Origin of the sequence: Kribbella antibiotica, from assembly GCF_004349055.1 — a bacterium.
In the GTDB taxonomy this organism is placed as follows: domain Bacteria; phylum Actinomycetota; class Actinomycetes; order Propionibacteriales; family Kribbellaceae; genus Kribbella; species Kribbella antibiotica.
This window is the reverse complement of the sequence record NZ_SMKX01000063.1, coordinates 27,425-44,963: the sequence shown is the minus strand read 5'-3', so window position 1 is coordinate 44,963 and position 17,539 is coordinate 27,425. Positions and strand designations below refer to the sequence as shown.

13 protein-coding genes and 2 riboswitches are annotated in these 17,539 nt (G+C 67.3%); of the genes, 5 read left to right on the top strand and 8 right to left on the bottom strand.

Annotated elements, in window-relative coordinates; genetic code table 11:
• Window positions 1–429: 429 nt before the first annotated feature.
• Together E1263_RS21690 and E1263_RS21685 are read right to left on the bottom strand one after the other, a co-directional pair.
• The gene (locus E1263_RS21690; RefSeq protein ID WP_165956704.1) at window positions 430–1,866 is read right to left on the bottom strand and encodes an HNH endonuclease signature motif containing protein; all 1,437 of its coding nucleotides are present in this window, start codon (window positions 1,864–1,866) and stop codon (window positions 430–432) included.
• Between the two features lie 1,027 nt (window positions 1,867–2,893).
• Complete coding sequence (locus E1263_RS21685; protein ID WP_132170202.1) at window positions 2,894–4,084, bottom strand: epoxide hydrolase family protein; 1,191 nt, start codon at window positions 4,082–4,084, stop codon at window positions 2,894–2,896.
• An 82-nt stretch (window positions 4,085–4,166) separates the two neighbouring features.
• Between E1263_RS21685 and E1263_RS21680 the strand changes: the two genes are divergently transcribed.
• Window positions 4,167–7,028 carry a helix-turn-helix transcriptional regulator gene (locus E1263_RS21680; protein WP_132170200.1) on the top strand — a complete coding sequence of 954 codons (2,862 nt, stop codon included), beginning with the start codon at window positions 4,167–4,169 and terminating at the stop codon, window positions 7,026–7,028.
• On the top strand, window positions 7,025–7,498 hold the full coding sequence (locus E1263_RS21675) for a nitroreductase family deazaflavin-dependent oxidoreductase (RefSeq protein ID WP_132170198.1): 474 nt from the start codon (window positions 7,025–7,027) through the stop codon (window positions 7,496–7,498). Before E1263_RS21680 ends, E1263_RS21675 begins: the two co-directional genes overlap by 4 nt.
• Here E1263_RS21675 and E1263_RS21670 read toward each other — a convergent pair.
• Genes E1263_RS21670 through E1263_RS21660 form a run of 3 tightly spaced genes read right to left on the bottom strand, consistent with a single transcriptional unit; the run spans window position 7,491 to window position 10,871 of the window.
• Window positions 7,491–8,249, bottom strand: coding sequence for a hypothetical protein (locus E1263_RS21670; RefSeq protein WP_132170196.1), 759 nt, complete (start codon window positions 8,247–8,249; stop codon window positions 7,491–7,493). The two genes, E1263_RS21675 and E1263_RS21670, sit on opposite strands and share 8 nt — an antisense overlap.
• Window positions 8,246–8,782 carry an RNA polymerase sigma factor gene (locus tag E1263_RS21665; RefSeq protein WP_132170194.1) on the bottom strand — a complete coding sequence of 179 codons (537 nt, stop codon included), beginning with the start codon at window positions 8,780–8,782 and terminating at the stop codon, window positions 8,246–8,248. The genes E1263_RS21670 and E1263_RS21665 overlap by 4 nt, the downstream gene beginning before the upstream one ends.
• Window positions 8,783–8,816: 34 nt before the next feature.
• Entirely contained in the window at window positions 8,817–10,871 is a 2,055-nt protein-coding gene (locus E1263_RS21660; protein ID WP_132170192.1) for a glycoside hydrolase domain-containing protein, read from the bottom strand.
• Window positions 10,872–10,956: 85 nt separating this feature from the next.
• Between E1263_RS21660 and E1263_RS21655 the strand changes: the two genes are divergently transcribed.
• Both E1263_RS21655 and E1263_RS21650 read left to right on the top strand, forming a co-directional pair.
• On the top strand, window positions 10,957–11,808 hold the full coding sequence (locus tag E1263_RS21655) for a MurR/RpiR family transcriptional regulator (RefSeq protein WP_132170190.1): 852 nt from the start codon (window positions 10,957–10,959) through the stop codon (window positions 11,806–11,808).
• 78 nt (window positions 11,809–11,886) lie between these two features.
• Window positions 11,887–13,203, top strand: a complete 1,317-nt coding sequence (locus tag E1263_RS21650; protein WP_238161372.1) for a lysine N(6)-hydroxylase/L-ornithine N(5)-oxygenase family protein — start codon at window positions 11,887–11,889, stop codon at window positions 13,201–13,203.
• Here E1263_RS21650 and E1263_RS21645 read toward each other — a convergent pair.
• Complete coding sequence (locus E1263_RS21645; RefSeq protein ID WP_165956703.1) at window positions 13,200–13,745, bottom strand: TetR/AcrR family transcriptional regulator; 546 nt, start codon at window positions 13,743–13,745, stop codon at window positions 13,200–13,202. The genes E1263_RS21650 and E1263_RS21645 overlap by 4 nt on opposite strands.
• A gap of 46 nt (window positions 13,746–13,791) precedes the next feature.
• Here E1263_RS21645 and E1263_RS21640 point away from each other — a divergent pair, with 46 nt between their 5' ends.
• Window positions 13,792–15,324: a carboxylesterase/lipase family protein gene (locus E1263_RS21640; RefSeq protein ID WP_132170184.1), complete on the top strand. Its 1,533-nt coding sequence runs from the start codon at window positions 13,792–13,794 to the stop codon at window positions 15,322–15,324.
• Here E1263_RS21640 and E1263_RS21635 read toward each other — a convergent pair.
• Both E1263_RS21635 and E1263_RS21630 read right to left on the bottom strand, forming a co-directional pair.
• The gene (locus E1263_RS21635) at window positions 15,321–16,559 is read right to left on the bottom strand and encodes a hypothetical protein (RefSeq protein ID WP_132170182.1); all 1,239 of its coding nucleotides are present in this window, start codon (window positions 16,557–16,559) and stop codon (window positions 15,321–15,323) included. The genes E1263_RS21640 and E1263_RS21635 overlap by 4 nt on opposite strands.
• 5 nt (window positions 16,560–16,564) lie before the next feature.
• Window positions 16,565–17,236, bottom strand: coding sequence for a hypothetical protein (locus E1263_RS21630; RefSeq protein WP_132170180.1), 672 nt, complete (start codon window positions 17,234–17,236; stop codon window positions 16,565–16,567).
• A gap of 74 nt (window positions 17,237–17,310) precedes the next feature.
• Window positions 17,311–17,405, top strand: a riboswitch (glycine riboswitch).
• A riboswitch (glycine riboswitch) is annotated at window positions 17,406–17,519 on the top strand.
• Window positions 17,520–17,539 lie beyond the last annotated feature (20 nt).

Below are 17,539 nucleotides of genomic sequence, written 5' to 3'. Positions count from 1 at the left end.
TTCGTGTCCCCCGTTCGTGTCCCCCGTTGGTGTCCCCGGTTGGTGTCCCCGGTTGGTGTCCCCGGTTGGTGTCCCCGGTTGGTGTCCCCGGTTGGTGTCCCGGTACGGCGGATCGGCCGGATCCGGCGCGGTGGTCGGACTGCTTGGCGAGGTCGGTAACCGCGGTCCGGGTTGCTTGAGGTTCTGGGCTTTGGTTGCGCTTGACCGTGACGAGGCCCGTTCAGTGACTCGTCGCGGTGGTTCGGAGCGGAGAGGATGCTTGAGATGCTGCCCGCGTCCGACTAACCCACTCGAATTCGCTAGCCGGCACTTCTTCTCGCAGAGAGCCTGTTGCGGAATCGGCGCGACTGGCAGCGGGTATGGGTGTTCGGGGCATGGGTGAGTGATCCACGGGGCATGGCCGCGTGGATCACTCGGGTCGGTGGGGCTTCAGGGGCCTGCTGCAGGGGTGGCGTTGGTTGCCCAGGGGTCGGTGTAGTTGGGCACGTGTGCGATCAGTCGGGCACGGAAGGCCTCGCGTTTAGCGGCCAGTTCCGGGTTGGTCATGGCGCTGGATGCGGGGAGCATGTCGGGCTGCCCACGCGTCGGTTTGCTGCTGGAGCCGTCGGTGCTGCCGAAGCTGCTGGCGGTGTCGGGTGCAGGCGTCGCCCAGCTGAGAGCGGCCGCCATAACAGCAGGATCCGTCACCGGCGATGGATCGGCCCAGCTCGGCCGAGTCACCTCCACCACTCCACCCGTGATCGACACCGCCCACTGCCCCGCATGCACAGCCCGGTGATGCGACGCACACAACAGCACCAGATTCTGCATGCTGGTCGGACCACCGTTGGCCCAATGAATCACGTGGTGCGCATGGCACATCCACGGCGGTGCCTTACACACCACACATCCCTTGTCGCGCTTGATCAACGCGCGACGCATATAGCGATTCACGAACCGCTGCTCAGTCCCAACATCCAGCGGCTGCGAATCCCCACCCAGAACAATCGGCAAGATCGCGGCATCACACGCCAGCAACCGCACCGCCGAGGCGGACAGGTTGTTCCCGAACACCAACTCACCAACAGCACCCGCCGTCTCACCGAGAGCCGCCTTCAGATCATCGAAGTCGATCGTGACGGTCAGATGCGGAACACCCGGATGGTCAGGGTTGCCGGCCGCGGCGTCCATGGTGGCTACCAGAGCATCGGCCTGACGCACGTCCTGTGGCCGCGGATCACGCTCACCATCAACAGTCTTATGCGGCTTCGACAACATATGGATCTGCGTGGTGAGCTGCTCACCGTCAGCACCAGGCAGGAACCCGCTGAACTTCACCCCGCCATCAACCTGCCGCAACCGCAACGACCTTTTCGCGTGCGCCTCTTCTTCAGAAGGCTCCGCACCATCGGCGTCGAGCCGCGCAAGGACATCGTTGCCGAACTTGGCGAGCCGACGAGGGTCCTGGTCTTTCGCGACACCGACCATCTGGTTTTCGGTGAACTCAAGCGTCTCAACCGAAACAGTCGACGGTGCCTTCTCCAACGTCTCGACGATCACCATGCCCTGCGCGGGACGCATCGTCCACGGCCGGGCCGGGTCTGTCGGATCCGGCAACGCGCCCGCCACGACCGGGTACTTACGCAAAGCAGCCATGAACGCCAGAGCTTTACGAACCTCGGCAGGAGCCTCCCGGTACCGCTCGGACAAGAAATCGACAGTGTCACGAGCACCGAGCTCGGCCGCGGCGCCCATCTCGTCGAGGCGCCCCGAGGCTTGCAGGATGGCGGTGTCAAGCAGAGCCTTGGCGGCATGCATGGCGTCCAGCGAGGCCACCAGCTCGCTGGCACTCTGCAAGTACACCGGGCGCATCCCCACGATCTCCATACCCAAAAGCATAGACACAGCCACCGACAGTTTTTGGCCGGAAAGCCCTTATTTACATGGTGAGCTGTGGGCTACTTTGTCAGCCCACACCAGCCCACACCCCAGCCCACAACCGCCCGGCGTGCCCGAACGCTTCAGTCGATTGCCCTTGGGGCGGGCGGGGATCCGCAGCCCCGGTTAGGGTCCGGCGAGGACTCGGCCGGGGGCGTGGGTGCCTGGTTGCTCGCCGCGACCGGCCGACTATAAAAGACGGGTGGCTGAGCGCCGCGGTGGCTCAGGCGAGATGGCGAGACCGGCGACCTAGGCTCACGCTGCTTGAGGTTCCGGGCTTTGGTTGCGGCCCAGAAAAACAGGCCGCGTCCACGGTGGCCGTTGCTTGAGGTTCCGGGCTGTGGCTGGGGTTGCCGAGGTGACGTCGGCGATCGCGTTCAGGCTGCATTTGGTGGGCGCCCCCAAATGCCAGTTGGTTAAGGGGCCGGGGCAGTGTCGAAGGGTCGCTCAAACCGTTAACGTCCGAAGGTTCCGAGCACATGGTCTCCGGTTCTTCGGACGCTAGCTGCGGTCGCGGTAATGGGGTCGCTTTGCGGGTGTCTGCTGCCGTTGTGGGGCAGGGGGTTCTCGCTGATCTTGTCTGCAACGGTGGTGGGGGTGCGGCCGGGGTCGTCGGGTTGGTGGCCGGTTGCCGGGGTTGGGGAGTGCTGCCTGTCGATTTAGGTACGTAGCGCTCCCCAGCCCAGCCGGACACCCGCATGCGGCAACCCCCGGAACAACCTGACCTGTCGTTGAAAGCCACTGCGGGAGGTCAGCTAGCTGGCCTCGTTGTTATCGACGGCAACCACAGCCCGGCAACCTCAAGCAACGAGGCACGCGGTCGCGACCTCGCCAAGCACCCCAGCCACCCACTGCCCCAACCATCCACGGGCGAAACCGGCCGCAGGGCGCGCCGACGGCCGAGTGGCTGGACGGCCTTCTGCAAAAGACCGTCCAGCGCCTCATGTGACGGACTCGCCGGGTCCGTGGTTCCCTCCTACTTGACGGTGCGGAAGAACTTTCGGATGTCTTCCACGAGCAGGTCGGGGGCGTCCTGGGTCGCCCAGTGGCCGCCGCGGTCGTATTCGGTCCAGGTGACGATGTTGGCGTGGTCTCGGTCGGCGAAGCGGCGGAGTGGGGTGAAGTCGTTGGCGAAGCTGGCCAGGCCGGTCGGGGTTTTGGTGGGCTCGGTCGGGTGGTTGGCGTGGTGGTCCTCGTAGTAGAAGCGGGCCGAGGAAGCAGCCGTGTTGGTCAGCCAGTAGATGGTCGCGTTCGTCAGGACGTGCTCGTCGTCGCAGGCGGCGAGCAGTTGGGCGATCCAGGCGAGCTGGCCGCTCGGCGAGTCGGCGAGGGCGTGGGCGAGGTTCTGCGGCGCGGTCTCCTGCAGCTTGGCGTAGGCGGACATCTCCTCGTTGAACTTTTGCAGGAAGCCGAGGTACTCCATGTCCTGCTGGCTCATCCCTTCGAACTCGGCCGGGTCGCCCGACGGGAAGGAGAAGAGCTGGGTGACATGTACGCCGATCACCTGGTCCGGCGCGATCCGGCCGAGCTCCGGGGAGACGAACGAGCCGACATCGTTGCCATGGGCACCGAATTTCTCGTAGCCCAGCCGGCTCATCAGCTCGGCCCAGGCGCGCGCCGTACGGTGCCGGTTCCAGCCTTTCTCGAAGGTCGGTCCGGAGAACCCGAAGCCGGGCAGCGACGGCACCACGACATGGAAGGCATCCGCCGGATCGCCGCCGTGAGCGCGCGGGTCGGTCAGCGGGCCGATCAGGTCGAGGAACTCGACCACGCTGTTCGGCCAGCCGTGCGTGAGGATCAGCGGCGTGGCGTCGGGCTCGGGTGAACGGACGTGCAGGAAGTGGATGTTCTGGCCGTCGATCTCGGTGGTGAAGTTCGGGTACTCGTTCAGCCGCGCTTCCCACTTGCGCCAGTCGTAGCCGTCGCGCCACGTCTCGACCAGCCGCTTCACGTACTCCACCGGTACGCCGTACTCCCAGCCCGGCACGACCGGACCGCGCTGGACGCCGTCGGTGACCTGGTCGCGCGGCAGCTCGTTGGCCCAGCGAACCCGCCGCAGCCGCTCGGCCAGATCATCCAGCTGTGACTGGGGAACTTCGATCCGTAGCGGCCGGATTGCATCGTCCGCAGTATCCCTCGGTGTGCTGTTCGGAGTGTTCACTGTCATCGCCCTCTCGCCCCTTAGCCGGTTTACGATCACAGCGTGCTGGCAGACCGCATCCGGCGAATCCGTGGATTGCGGTATTTCCATGTCCGGTGACAGCGCCACGGTGAGGTCCCTGTACGTCGGGCGACAAGCCGAACTCGACGTGTTACGAGCCGCGGCCGACCGCGTTCGCGACGGCGGTTCGGCGCGCGTCCTGATCTCGGGCGAGGCCGGGATCGGCAAGTCCCGCCTGATCGCGGAGTTCACCGCAGCGCTCGGTCCCGACTGGCTCGCCGTCAGCGGCGGTTGCCCGGAGCTCGGCGCCGAACACCTCCCGTACGTCGCCTTCCTCCCGATCGTGCGCCAGCTTGTCGCGGCCGAGGGCAGCACCTCGTCCGGTACGGCGCTCGCCGCGCTCCTCCCCCGCGAGTCGGACCAGGCCGCGCCCGGCAGCCGGCTCGCACTGCTACAGGACCTCCTCGCGCTGATCGAACGCACCGCCGCGCAGCACCCGTTGTTGCTGGTCCTCGAAGACCTGCACTGGGCCGACGGCGCGAGCCGCGAACTCTTCGGCTACCTCGCCCGCAACCTCGGCGACCTCCCAGTCCTGCTCGTCGGCACCGTCCGGACTGGCGAACTCGCCGCTGGTCATCCGGTCCGGCAACTCGTCGCCGAGCTCGGCCGTCGCTCCGACATCACCACCCTGCAGCTCGGCCCGCTGGAGCAGCGGTACGTCGGTGAGCTCCTGACCAGACTCGATGGTCGCTACGACCCGGCCCGCGCCGCTGCCATCCACCGGCGTTCCGGTGGCAACCCGTTGTTCGTCGAGGCGCTCGCTGGGGACACTCAAAGCCACGCTGGCAGTCCGCTGCGTGCTCTGCTTCAGGAGCGGGTCGCCCGGCTCTCGGATACAGCCCGGCCGGTGCTGGCAGTCGCGTCAGTCGCCGGTGCCGCCATCGGCCACGATCTGCTGACCCTGCTCGCGAACCGATCCGACGACGACCTCGACGCTGCCCTCCGCGAGCTGGTCGAGCACGACCAACTGTTGCCGACTGAGCACGGCTATCGGTTCCGGCATGCGCTGATTCGAGAGGCCGTCTACACGGGTCTGCTCCCCGGCGAACGGCGGCGGCTGCATGCACGCGCCGCAACCGCCTTGGCGGAGCGGCCAGATCTCGCCGTACAGGGGTTGGCTGCTGCTGAGCTGGCCGAGCATTGGTATCTGGCCGGTCAACCGATCGAGGCCTTCAACGCTGCGCTGGTCGCGGCTGATGAAGCCAAGGCGAGCTTCGCGTACTCCGAGGAGCACAACCATCTGCTCCGCGCGCTCGCGCTGCTTCCGCAGACCGAAACACCAGACAGCTTGCCGCTGCTTCGCCGCGCGATCGCAGCTGCTGTTCCGGCCGGCCGGGCAGAGCAGGGCGCCGCCCACTGCACAGCCGCGTTGGAACTTATCGACCCGGAGACCGATCCGGAGCAAGCGGCCGAGGTGCTCCTTGACAGAGCGTTGTTCCGCAGCCGGATGGACCTCGGCGCCCGCGAGGACCTCGATCGCGCTCAGCTCCTGCTCCCGGATCGGCCGTCGTACTCGCTCGGCCTGTTGCACTACGGGCTGTCTGTCGACGCAGCCACGGCGCGGGAGCCCGTGGGTGCTCGGCAGCACGCTGAGATCCTGCTCGAGATCGCCGAAGCCCTGGATGACGACAAACTGCGTGGCCGCGGCTTCGCTGCTCTCGGCTTCACCGAACTCGTCTGTGGCAACACCGCCGCCGCGCAGGCTGCGTCCGGACAGGCGCGAGAGATCTCGCTGCGGATCGGTGACGACTACACGTTTGTGTCCAACGCCCTCTGGGAGATCTCCGCGCTGGCCTGGGCCGGCCGCTACGAGCAGCTCGTCGAGGCGGTGCCGGTCTCGCTGCGCGAGGTCGAGCTGGTCGGGATGCTCAAATGGCGCGGCCCCTTGCTACGCGTCAATCTGGCCTCCACCTACCTGATCCTGGGCCGCTGGGACGACGCCGTGGCGATCATCGATCAGGTGCTGGCCGCCGAGCCCGAGCCGCTCTACCGGATCGGGACGCGCGGCATGCTGGCCACCGTCCGCACCTATCGGAGCGAGTTCGAGCAGGCCGAAGCCGTCCTGCACTCACCGGAGGAGCTAGCCGCGGGCTCACCTGTACTGCGTAATTACATCCTCGGCTACGTGACCATGGGATGGTGTGAGCTGGCCGCGGCCCGGCAGGATCCCGAGTCGGCCGGCCCGAAGGTCGAGATCTATCTGCAGCACTGCGCCACCCCGGAGGTCGTTCCGGACGAGGACGGTCTGTTCGGCGTCGCGATGCTGCAACGCGCCCGGCTGGCTGCCGCGCCGCGCAACCGTGAGATTGCCGCCGACGTCGCCAGGATCCGCGCGACGATCGGCGAGCTCGTCCAGCAGATACCACCCGGTGCGATGTTGCTGGAGGCGTACCGTCGCACGATCCTGACCGCAATCGGGCCGGGCCGGATGACCGACTGGGACGAGGCTGCGGACGGCTGGCGCCGGCTCGGGCATCTGTTCGGCCTGATCGACTGCCTGATCCCCGCCGCCGAGGCCGCGCTGGCGGCCAGCAACCGGCCCGGCGCACGACGCCGCCTCGAGGAGGCACGCGAGATCGCTATCCGATTCGGCAGCAGCGTCTACCTCGCGCGCATCGCCGTGCTCGGTCAGCGCGCCAGGCTCGAACCGCCGAACACCACACCGGACGACGACAGCGGGCTCACTCCGCGCGAGTACGACGTACTGCGCCTGCTTGCTCGTGGTCTGCCGAACCGGCAGATCGCCGCCGAGCTGTACATCTCGCCTGCGACCGTCGGTGTGCATGTCGGCCGGATTCTCACCAAGCTCAACGCCACCACGCGCACCGAGGCCACGGCCGTTGCCCATGCGCGAGGCCTGCTCACGCAACCTCTAGACTCCGGTCAATGAACGGACTGCAGCGCATCATCGGCAAGCTGGGCACCACCAGGGCTTTCGCCGGCGTGGGCCAGGCTCTGACCCAAGTCGACGAGCGACTGCTCCGCCGTACCAACGGCCGGTTCGGGATCGGTACGTCGATCGGTCTGCGGACGTTGCTGCTCACATCGATCGGCCGTCGCAGCGGGCAGCCCCGCCAGGTCCCGCTCCTGTACGTCGAACGCGACGGCTCGTTCATCGTCATCGGCTCGAACTGGGGCGGCGAGAACCACCCCGCCTGGTCGGCCAACCTGATCGACCAGCCAGAGGCCACCGCCACCGTCCGCGGCAAGATCGTTCCCGTCCGCGCGCAGCTTCTGCTCGGCGACGAACGCCAGGCGATGTGGGACGAGGTCGCGGCCTACTGGCCGGCGTACAACACCTACGCCACCCGCGCCCCGAACCGCGAGATCCGCGTCTTCCGCCTGGAGCCGGTCAGCTGAGCAGAATCGTGATCTCGGCAGTGGTGCCATCGCGATACTGCACCTGCGCCAGCACCGGCTTCCAGTCCGGGCCCCCGAACTCCTGGCCTGGCACCCAGAACGCGAAGAAGCCATTCTTGACGGTCGCCTTCACGATGCCACGGGTCGGACTGGTGTAGGTCAACCCGACGATGTCGGACCCGGCCCAGCCGACCGCGGAGGTCACGTAGCCGACCTCCTTACCCCCGTATGCGCCCATCTGCAGGGCCAGTACCTCTCGCGGACCGACCGCCGGATGCGTGGGGGCAGCGCTGCCGAAGCCACTGCGTTTGTCGTATTCGACGACGTTCGTCATGCAGAAGCTGTCGACCTTGCCCGGCCCCTTGAGGATCACGATCGCCCATTTGCCTCGCCGTTCGGCCACAGCAACCTCGGAGCCTTCGCTGGGCGGCTGCAGGCTCTGCAGCGACTGGCGGCAGTCGGCAACACCGATGGCATACTCCTCGGGCGACAGCCCGAACGGTGCCGAGGTCCAGCCGGCGTACGCGTCGCCGCCCGAGCGCGGGACGAACACGGCCAAGGCCGCGACCGTCACGGCCGCAACACCGACCACCACGCGCATCAGCGGCCGTCGGAACCGCGGCCGACGGACGCCGTACGACGGGTCAGTGGCGAGGATGCGCTCCAGCGACGCCTGGGCGCGGGGGCTGTGGGGATCGACCTCGGCTGTCGCCGGGTCGAGTGCCTTGAGGGCCGCGTAGTCGTCTTTCATGAGGGTTGCCTCTCGGTGACAGGGGTGGGGCGGTGACCGAGGTGACCGCGCAGGGCATTGCGCGCCCGGGACAGCCGGATCCGGTAGGCGACGCTCGTGATGCCGAGCACCGCCGCGGCCTCGCGGCTCGGGAGGTCGTCGATCACCGCCAGGGCGAGCGCTTCCTGATGCACCGCCGACAGCTGTTCCCACGCTCGCGCGAGGTCCACCTGCCGGGCCACCAGTTCGGCATCGTCCGGGAGCCAGGTGGTCGTCACCTCGGCCAGCCGAACCGCCACCGCCTGTTGCCGCCGGACGCCGCGGTGGCTGTTCAGAATCGTGTTCCGCACGATCCCGAACAACCAGGCTCGCGCCTGCGGCAACTGCGCCGGTACGTCGTCCAACCGGCGCCACGCGGCCAGGAACGCCTCCGCCACGGTGTCGTCGGCCTGCCCCTCAGGCACCCGCCGCTGCGCGAACCGCACAAGATCGGCGTAAGTCGCCTCGTACAGGGCCACGAACCGCGCTTCGCGCTGCTCTGGTTGCTCGCTCATGCCCCTACCTGTCCACCACACCCCAAGGTGTTTCTCACCAAAGGGTAAGGGAATCCGGATCGGCCGATCCGTCGTCGGCCTCGTGCCGCAAGGTGATGGTGTTGGCTCCGGAGAGCAGATCGACCGTGGCGTAGGCCGAGGACCACGTGGTGTTCCAGTCGCCGGTGGGCAGGAAGGCCACCTTCCGCGGTGCTGCGCCGTTCGTCAGCAGGGTCAGGGTGTTGGAGGTGTCGGTGCCGTTGCTGTAGCGGATCTCGACGACCTGCGGTCCGGGACGGGCCGCGGTGACGTCGACGGTGGCCGAACTACCGGCGGCCTGGTCGAGCCAGCCGGCGTACCCGGTGCCGGTGTAGCCGGTGCCCACCGTATCTAGGCGGGCCGTCCCGGTGAGTTGACCGGTCTCGGCTTCGACACGAGCTGGTACGGCGGCGCCAGCGGCTCGGAGCAGGAGTTCTTTGCGGGTCTTGGCCATCAAGTCGGTGTCGTCGGTGAAGTTGTCGTAGCCGGTCATGAGCGCATCGGCGAGCCGCTGTGCTGCCGCGGGATCGCGACGCTTCAGGATGGTGAGCAGCTCGTACTCCTCGTTGCCGTCCCGCGTCGCCAGCGACCGCACACTCGTCCGGACGGTTCCCCTGGGCACGTCGGGGTAGACGATGTAGCCATCACCCGGGTAGGGCTCGACTCCGCCGTACCCGCCGGAGGTCCAGGCGTTGTAACCCCAGTGGAAGAAGCCGGTTGCGCCGTACTTGAAGTTGCCCCAGGCAAGTTGTCTGGCCGTGTACGCCGGGTATGTCGACCAGCGGTTGAGCCAGCCGTCGCGGGGATCGGGCTGCAGGCAGACATACGTCCACACCTCGTCACCGGCGGCCTGGCGATCGCGGTAGAACTGCTGGTTCTCCTGGAGCCGGTCAACCAACGGAATCCACACCGACACGTGATCGACCAGGTCGGGGAAGACGTCGATCACCGCATCCTGGGTCTTCGCCTGCGCGCCGAAGTACTGCCGGTACTTGCCGACTGCCCAGTTGTAGTTGGCGATCTTGTCGGCCTTCGGCTCATCCGAGATCGTCTGATGCCAGATGCCGGTCCAGCCCTTCGCGTCCAGATGCGCCTTCAGGGCCGGCAGATACTGGTCGAGCCAGCGGTCCGCCTCCGGGCTGCGCACCGGCGCCAGCCGCACCTGGGCCTTGCCGTTCACGTTGTCGATGATCCAGACCTTGTCGGTGTACAAGGCGTTCAGTAGCGGGTTCCCACGCAGCCGGGCGACCGAACCGTGCTGGATGAACAACTCGACGAACTGGTCGAACTTCGACCAGTCGAAGTGGTAGGTGTTCCCGACCAGCGTGGTCGGCCCGTCGAGCAGCGGGTCGATCGAGATGTGCACCTGGTTCTGCCGAGTCGCCTTCTGCTCCTTGGCGAAGTCCTCCATCAGCTTCCACCACTGCGGCGAGTACCGCGTGAAGTGGTACCGATCGACGATCTCATCGGCCAATTTGTCGCCGGAGTCATCGGCGTACTCGTTGAAGAAGACGTTCCAGGTGCTGTAGATGTACTTACTGTCCACGGCATTCGGCACGTCGACCGGATACACCGTCAACCGCACCGGTACGGCGATCGCCCCCGTGCTCGTGGCCACATCCGCCGACCCGGTGTAGGCCCCAGCCGCTTGCCCAGCCGGCACGTTGACCGTCACCCAGATCCCCTGCGTGGTGTTCGCAGCCACTGTTGTCGATCGCTCATTACCCAACGGATCCGGAAAGAGCTGACCGCCCTCCGGCGCATGGTGATTCTGAAACTTGTACTCCAACTTGTCTGCCGCAATGGTCCCGGCCGACCCTGTCAACGCACTGAAACTGACTCCCATGATGGTGAAGCTCGCAGTGTGCCGCAGCAAGATCTGATACGACTCGGCCTCGTTCCGCGCAGCATCCCAGTTGATCGACGTACTGACTGTGGCCGGGCGTTGATCGGTCCGGAAGACGCGCTGCCACGAGTCGGCGGTCCACACCTTCGCGACCGCGGCGACCGCCGGAGTCACGCCGGTCAGCAGCAGAGTCAGCACTACGAGCGGGGTCAGCAGTCGTCGCATGAGCGGGGGTCCTTGCCGTGAGCGTCAGCGGGGGTGAAAATAACTCTCGGCGGAATCTCATCGATTGACAAGGATTATCACCAGCATGCAACTCCTCGACCTGGTGCTGACTTATCGAGCTCAAATGCCGCCCACGATGGCCCGGGTGGCCGCCGTACTGGAGGCTGACCCCAGCGCTCCGCTCGAGCTGTCGATCACCGGCCTCGCCGAGCGCGCCGGCACCTCCCCCGCAACCGTCACCCGACTTTGCCGCCTACTCGGCTTCTCCGGCTACCCGGCGCTGCGCGTGGCCGCCGCCCAGGACGTCGGTCGCGGCGACCGGGACCGCGCGTGGCTCACCGATTTCGGCGACTCGTTCGGGCCCGGCGACTCACCGTCGACAGTTCTGTCGACCCTGCTCAACGCTCAACTCGTCGCGATCCGGACCACCGCACAGCAGTACGACCTGGCCGCACTCACCGACCTCGCCACCCGCATCCGCAGCTGCCGTCAACTGGACCTGTACGCCGTCGCCGGCAGCGGGCTCGTCGGCCGCGAACTGGCTGCGCGGTTGGCTCGGCTGGGTGTCAACGCCCACGCCCACACCGACCGGCACAGCGGTCTCCCGAGTGCCGCCTTGCTCGACGAGAACTGTGTGGCAGTGGCGATCTCGAACCACGGAGACACCGAGGACACCCTCGGAATGTTGTCCGAGGCAACGAGACACGGCGCCTGGACGGTGGCGATCACCAGCTCCACCGAGACCGCCATGGCGGCCATTGCCGATCAGCACATCACCGCGGCCTCGCCGCATTCCGACGTACAGCCTGACGAGGTTGCAGCACGGCACGCCCAGCTACTGACTGCCGATCTGCTCTATCTGCTGGTCGCCCAGGTCGACCCGGCACGAACCGCGCACACACTTTCGGTGACCGCGGCGGCCTTCAGCGCTCGGTGACCGCCGTGGACCCCCACTGTCCATTGGTTGATCGATTAGGTTAGCCTCCCCTTACCGCCAATGAGGAGGATCCGCCCTGTGGAAGGCTTCGAACTGATCGGGGTCGGTTTCGGCCCATCCAATCTTGCCGTGGCGATCGCTGCCGGCGAGCTCGGCGCGGCGGCCCCGCGGCAGCTGTTCCTGGAGCGGCAGCCGCGGTTCGGCTGGCATCGCGGAATGCTGATCGAGGACGCGACCATGCAGGTCTCGTTCCTCAAGGACCTGGTGACGCTGCGCAATCCGGCCAGCCAGTTCAGTTTCCTGACGTTCCTGCACCACAATGGCCGGCTGATCGACTTCATCAACAGCAAGACGCTCTTCCCGCTCCGCGTCGAGTTCCACGACTACCTCGAGTGGGCGGCCGGCCAGGTCGACGACGTCGTGCAGTACGACCGCACCGTCGTTGAAGTCCGCCCGATCCTGACCGATGGGTACGTCGACGAGCTCGAGGTCGTTTCGGAGTCGGCCGACGGCAGCGTCCGCGAGACGCACCGCACCCGCAATCTGATCCTGGGCACCGGCTTGTCGCCGCGACTGCCGGCCGGCGTCACCGCCTCGGACCGGGTCTGGCACAACCGCGACCTGCTCGACAAGGTCCGTCAGCTCGGTGCCGACGCCAAGCCGCGCCGCGTGGTCGTGGTCGGTGCGGGCCAGAGCGCGGCCGAGGTCACCGGGTTCCTGCACGAGCACTTCCCGTCGGCCGAGGTGTGCTCGGTGTTCACCCGGTTCGGCTACAGCCCGGCCGACGACAGCCCGTTCGCGAACCGGGTGTTCGACCCGGCCGCGGTCGACGAGTTCTACTCGGCTCCGGAGGACGTAAAGCAGCAGCTCCTCGGGTACCACGCGAACACGAACTACTCGGTCGTCGATGCCGAGGTCATCCACGACCTCTACAAGCGGGCCTACCGCGAGCGCATCGTCGGTAAGGAGCGCCTGCGGTTCTTCAACGTCTCCCAGGTGATAGACCTGCGCGACACCGGCACCGGCGTGACGCTCACGGTCGAGTCACTGAGCACCGGCCAAAAGACCCCGCTCGACGCCGACCTGATCGTGTTCTGCACCGGCTACACCCCCGGCGACGCCACCGACTTCCTCGGCGACCTCGGCAGCGAGTGCCGCCGCGACAGCGCCGGCCGCCTCCGCATCTGCCGCGACTATCGCGTCGCCACCACACCGAAGCTCCGCGCCGGCATCTACCTGCAGGGCGGCGGCACCGAGCACAGCCACGGCCTCGCGTCGTCGCTGCTCTCGAACATCGCCATCCGGGCCGGCGAGATTCTCGACTCGGTCCTGAACCAGTCGACCGCAGAGCTCGACGACGCTGAGCTGGTCGCTCAGGACGGCTCAGCCGCCTAAGACAGGCGGCGCCGAACGATGACCTCAGCCTCCGCCGAGGTCATCGTGTCGTTCAGCACGAGCGCGGCCAACCCGACCGAGGTGGCCAGTAGTTCCTGAGCCTCGCCCTCGTGGCCAGGCCCGCCAAGCAGGAGGGTGAAGAGGCCGGCCAGCTCCCGATAGCCCTGCTTGACCTGCGCGCCGAGCTCGGCACTTGTCAGCGCGTGCGTCTCGAACGCCTGCTGGATCCGGAACAGCCGCCGATCATCCTCGGTCTGCGGGATCAGCACGGTCAGCACAGCCCTCAGTACATCGGCCGGGCGGTCACGATCGGCACGCTCCTGCACCCGTTGCGCACCGAGCTCATTGATCGCGGCGAAGGCGGCGTGCAGCAGGTCGTCCTTGGTCGGGAAATAGTGCTGCACCCGGCCGATCGACACCCCGGCCTGATCGGCAACCCGCCGTACCGAGACCTGCTCGACCCCACCGGCGTCGACCAGCGCGAACACCGCCTCGACGATCGCCGTCCGCCGCTCGTCGTACGCGGCTCCCTGCCCTCTCATGAGGACCAACCTCTCACGAACAAACCAATACATTAGTATTGATTAGGTGAAGATCCTCGCTCTCCTCCTCCCGCTGCTCCTGACCGGCCCGGCGATCCCCACGGTGGATCCGCTGATTGCCCACACCCAGCAAGGTGCCGTCCGCGGGGTCGACCGCGGTGATCACCGCGAGTTCAACGGCATCCCGTACGCCGCGCCGCCGCTCGGCGAGCTCCGGTGGCGCTCACCAGCGCCGGCGGCCAGTTGGACCGGTGTCCGCGATGCCGCCGGCCTGGGACCACGGTGCGCCCAAGCAAAATCCGATACCGGTACGCCGCCCAGTGCAGCCGAGGACTGTCTGTTTCTGAACGTCACCACCCCGGCCGACGGCGGCGCGCTCAGACCCGTGATGGTCTGGCTGCACGGCGGCGGATTCGTCGAGGGATCGGGAGGTGAGTACGACCCGCATCGACTGTCGGTTCGCGGTGACGTCGTCGTGCTCACGGTCAACTACCGGCTCGGCATCTTCGGCAACTTTGCCTATCCCGGGCTCGAAGGCTCGGGCGCGTTCGGGCTCGAGGATCAGCAAGCCGCCCTGCGGTGGGTGCAGCGCAACATCACTGCCTTCGGTGGCGACCCCGGCAACGTGACGCTGTTCGGTCAGTCCGCCGGCGGGCAGAGCATCTGCGCCCACCTCGCCGCAGGAGGCCCGTTCCACCGCGCGATCATTCAAAGCTCACTCTGTACGACGCCCATCCCGGCCAACGCGCTCGCACCGGGCCTGCCGACGGTCTCGCCGTGGGAATCCGCCGGCAGCGTCGCTACCCGTGGGCAGGCCGTTGCCGCCACCTTCAAATGCACGACAATCGACTGTCTGCGCGACAAGTCCGTCCCCGAACTGATGCCGGTCTTCGGTCACTTCGCCGGGCTCTCCTACGGCAGCCGAACCCTGCCCGAGAACCCCGCCACGGTCTTGGCTGCGGGCCGGATGGCCGTCGTACCGATGCTGTCGGGCACGACTCGCGACGAAATGACCTACATCCAAGGCCTGATCGATCTCGCGAATCAGCCGCTCACATCCCAGCAGTACAACGACTATCTGGCCAAGGCTTTCGGACCTGACGCCCGCCGGGTGGCCGCCCGCTATCCGCTCCGCCCAGGCATCGCGCCGAGCCGGACCTGGGCCGCCGTCACGACCGACAGCGCCTTCGCCTGCCCAACACTGGCACGGAACCAGCGCTTCGCCCGGCGCTCACCGACGTACGCCTACGAGTTCGCCGACCGCACCGCACCGCCGACACTGCCACCGGTCACCTACCCGTACGGCGCCTATCACTCGGCCGACGCTCTCTACCTCTTCGACCTGCGCGATGGCGCCACGAGTCCGGCCCTGACCGCAGCCCAGCACCACTTGGCCAACGCGATGATCGACTATTGGTCGGCCTTCGCGCGCACCGGCGATCCGAACACGCCGGGTCTCCCCCACTGGCCGCGCCTGGGCCCCACCGGTTCCGGTGTCCAGTCGCTCGCGCACACCATCCGCCGTACCGATCTGAGCCGGGCGCATCAGTGCCGGTTCTGGAGCACGGTCGAACTCTAACGCTGCGGGTACGGCGAGTCCTGGAGGCCGACGTTCTTCCAGACGAAGCGCGGGATCCAGGCGAGGAAGTCGCGAAAGAAATAGGAGTTCCGCGCGATCGTCTGGTGGTCGTGGGTGGACACCTGGAACCACGCCCAGTTGCCGGTGACCTGGAACGGCGACGGGCGGGTCGCCATCAGGAACTCCATCTGGCGGGGGTGGATGACGTCGTACGCGAACTTCTGATCGTCGGCCTTGACGGAGAACTGGTCGTTGAAGGCCTCGCTCTCGAAGCTGATGCCGCGGCCGGAGTAGCCGACTGTCAGCCGCGGCAGGTGGACCGGGAGCTCGAAGCCGAGCAGTGGCTCGCTGTGGTTCTCGGTGACCGTGCGGGTGGTCGTGCGGCCCTCGGAGTCGGTGGAGCTTTCGGTGCGGGTGGTTTTCCAGTCGTGGGTGAAGGCGACGAACGGCGGGCCGTCGCCGTCGCGACCGCGGATCACGTTGCTGGTGCTGTGGTCGTGGCCGCTGCGGGTGACCGGGGTGCTCTGCAGCAGGCTGTCGTCCTGGCCGACCCAGTACCACTCGGGGTGCTGGTAGAAGCTCAGCCGGGGCTCGCGCACGGGCTGGATCCAGCGGTCGAGCGGGGCCGCGTCGATGGCGGCGGCCAGCGTCGCAAGCTGCTCCAGCCAGGGAGCGAGCTGCTCGGGGTCCTTGCGCGGCGGATCCTGTACGACGAGTTGGTCGCCGTCGATGCTGAGGTTCACGCCCGGCTGGCTGCTGACCAAGGTGAGCAGAGCGACGCAGAGCTGGCCGGTGAGCACCTCGTTCGCGAAGGCCGGGTCCTGCACGCCGACCGTCCAGCCCGTGCCCAGCGCAGGCGGCACAGGGACCATGGTCGCGGAGACGCCAGAGCGGGGCAGCGTCTGACCGCCGGTGACCCACAGCTCGGGCAGGTGCCGCGACAGCGTCACCATGCCGACCCAGCCCTTCCAGTACTCACTGCCGTACTCGATCACCTGAAACGGCCGGCCACCGGCGGTCAGACCGGTGATCTGGTCGTCCGGCGAGCGCTTGAACCCGAGCCCGAACGGCGGGTTGCTCAGCCGCGCGACCGTGTCGAACCCCGGGCTGCCGTCAAAGGTCCAGCCCCGGTCGCGCAGCGACTTGATGTACCGCTGCCGCCGGATCAGCAGGGCGGCACCCACCCCGACGCCGACCACCGACACCACGATGAGCACCAGGCTCAAGGTCGACATTCCGCTCACTGTGTGCCCCTCAGAAGTGCGATCCGACGGTCGATGATCTGCCCCAGTACGACGGCGTCATCCACCGGAAGGATCCATTCATCGTCAAAAGATTGAACGACCAGCGCCGACCCGCCGGACAACTGCTGGACGGAGGCGCCCCTGAGACTCGTCAGCGGGACCTCCGTTTCTTCCTCGCTGCTGGTCGTCTTGCCGCCCTCCACCGTCTTTACCCTGGTCAGCAGCACCAGCGACGTGACCTCGATGACCACCCGCCTGCCGGGCTCGTCCCGCAACCGGAAGGCCAACCGGTACGGGCTGTCGGCGAGCCGGACGTCCAGCGGGTTCATGACGAGCCACTCCGCCAACCGGCCGAGCCAGTAGCCGACGAAGGCACAGGGCACGGCAGCAAGCACTCCCCAGCTCGGATGGTCATTGCCGAACAGGCCCGGCACGAGCGCGGCCATCCCCCACGTCGTGGCACCGACGACCGGCCAGTACCGCACGTCGTAGCGGTTACCGCGCCGCAGGAACCAGAAGAGCACCACGAAGAAGACCGACAGGAGCGCCAACACCCACGCTTCGAGCAACACCAGGATCACCACCTGGGCGACCGGGGCGACGACGTACAGGAACCAGAGGATCGCCTGGGCACACCGATGACGGAACGCGATCTCTGGGGCACTCACGGGGTCGACCCAATCACATCCCAGGGTCCCGATCGGCTGCTAGAGTCGGCCGCCTAACTGCATATCGCGCCGTTCGAATCGGGGCGGGAGAGTCCGGGCTCACCACTGCCCGGCGCCGAAGGAGCAAATCTCCCCAGAATCTCTCAGGCCCACTGACCGTTCCGATGAGGCGAACTCTGGAAAGACGGGTCCCCTGTGTCATTACTCCGGGACTCGCACCCACGGTGCAAACCGCCACATCCCGGCGGCGAAGCTCTCAGGTATCGATGACAGAGCGGGGAGGTCACCCAGCAGTGGCATCGC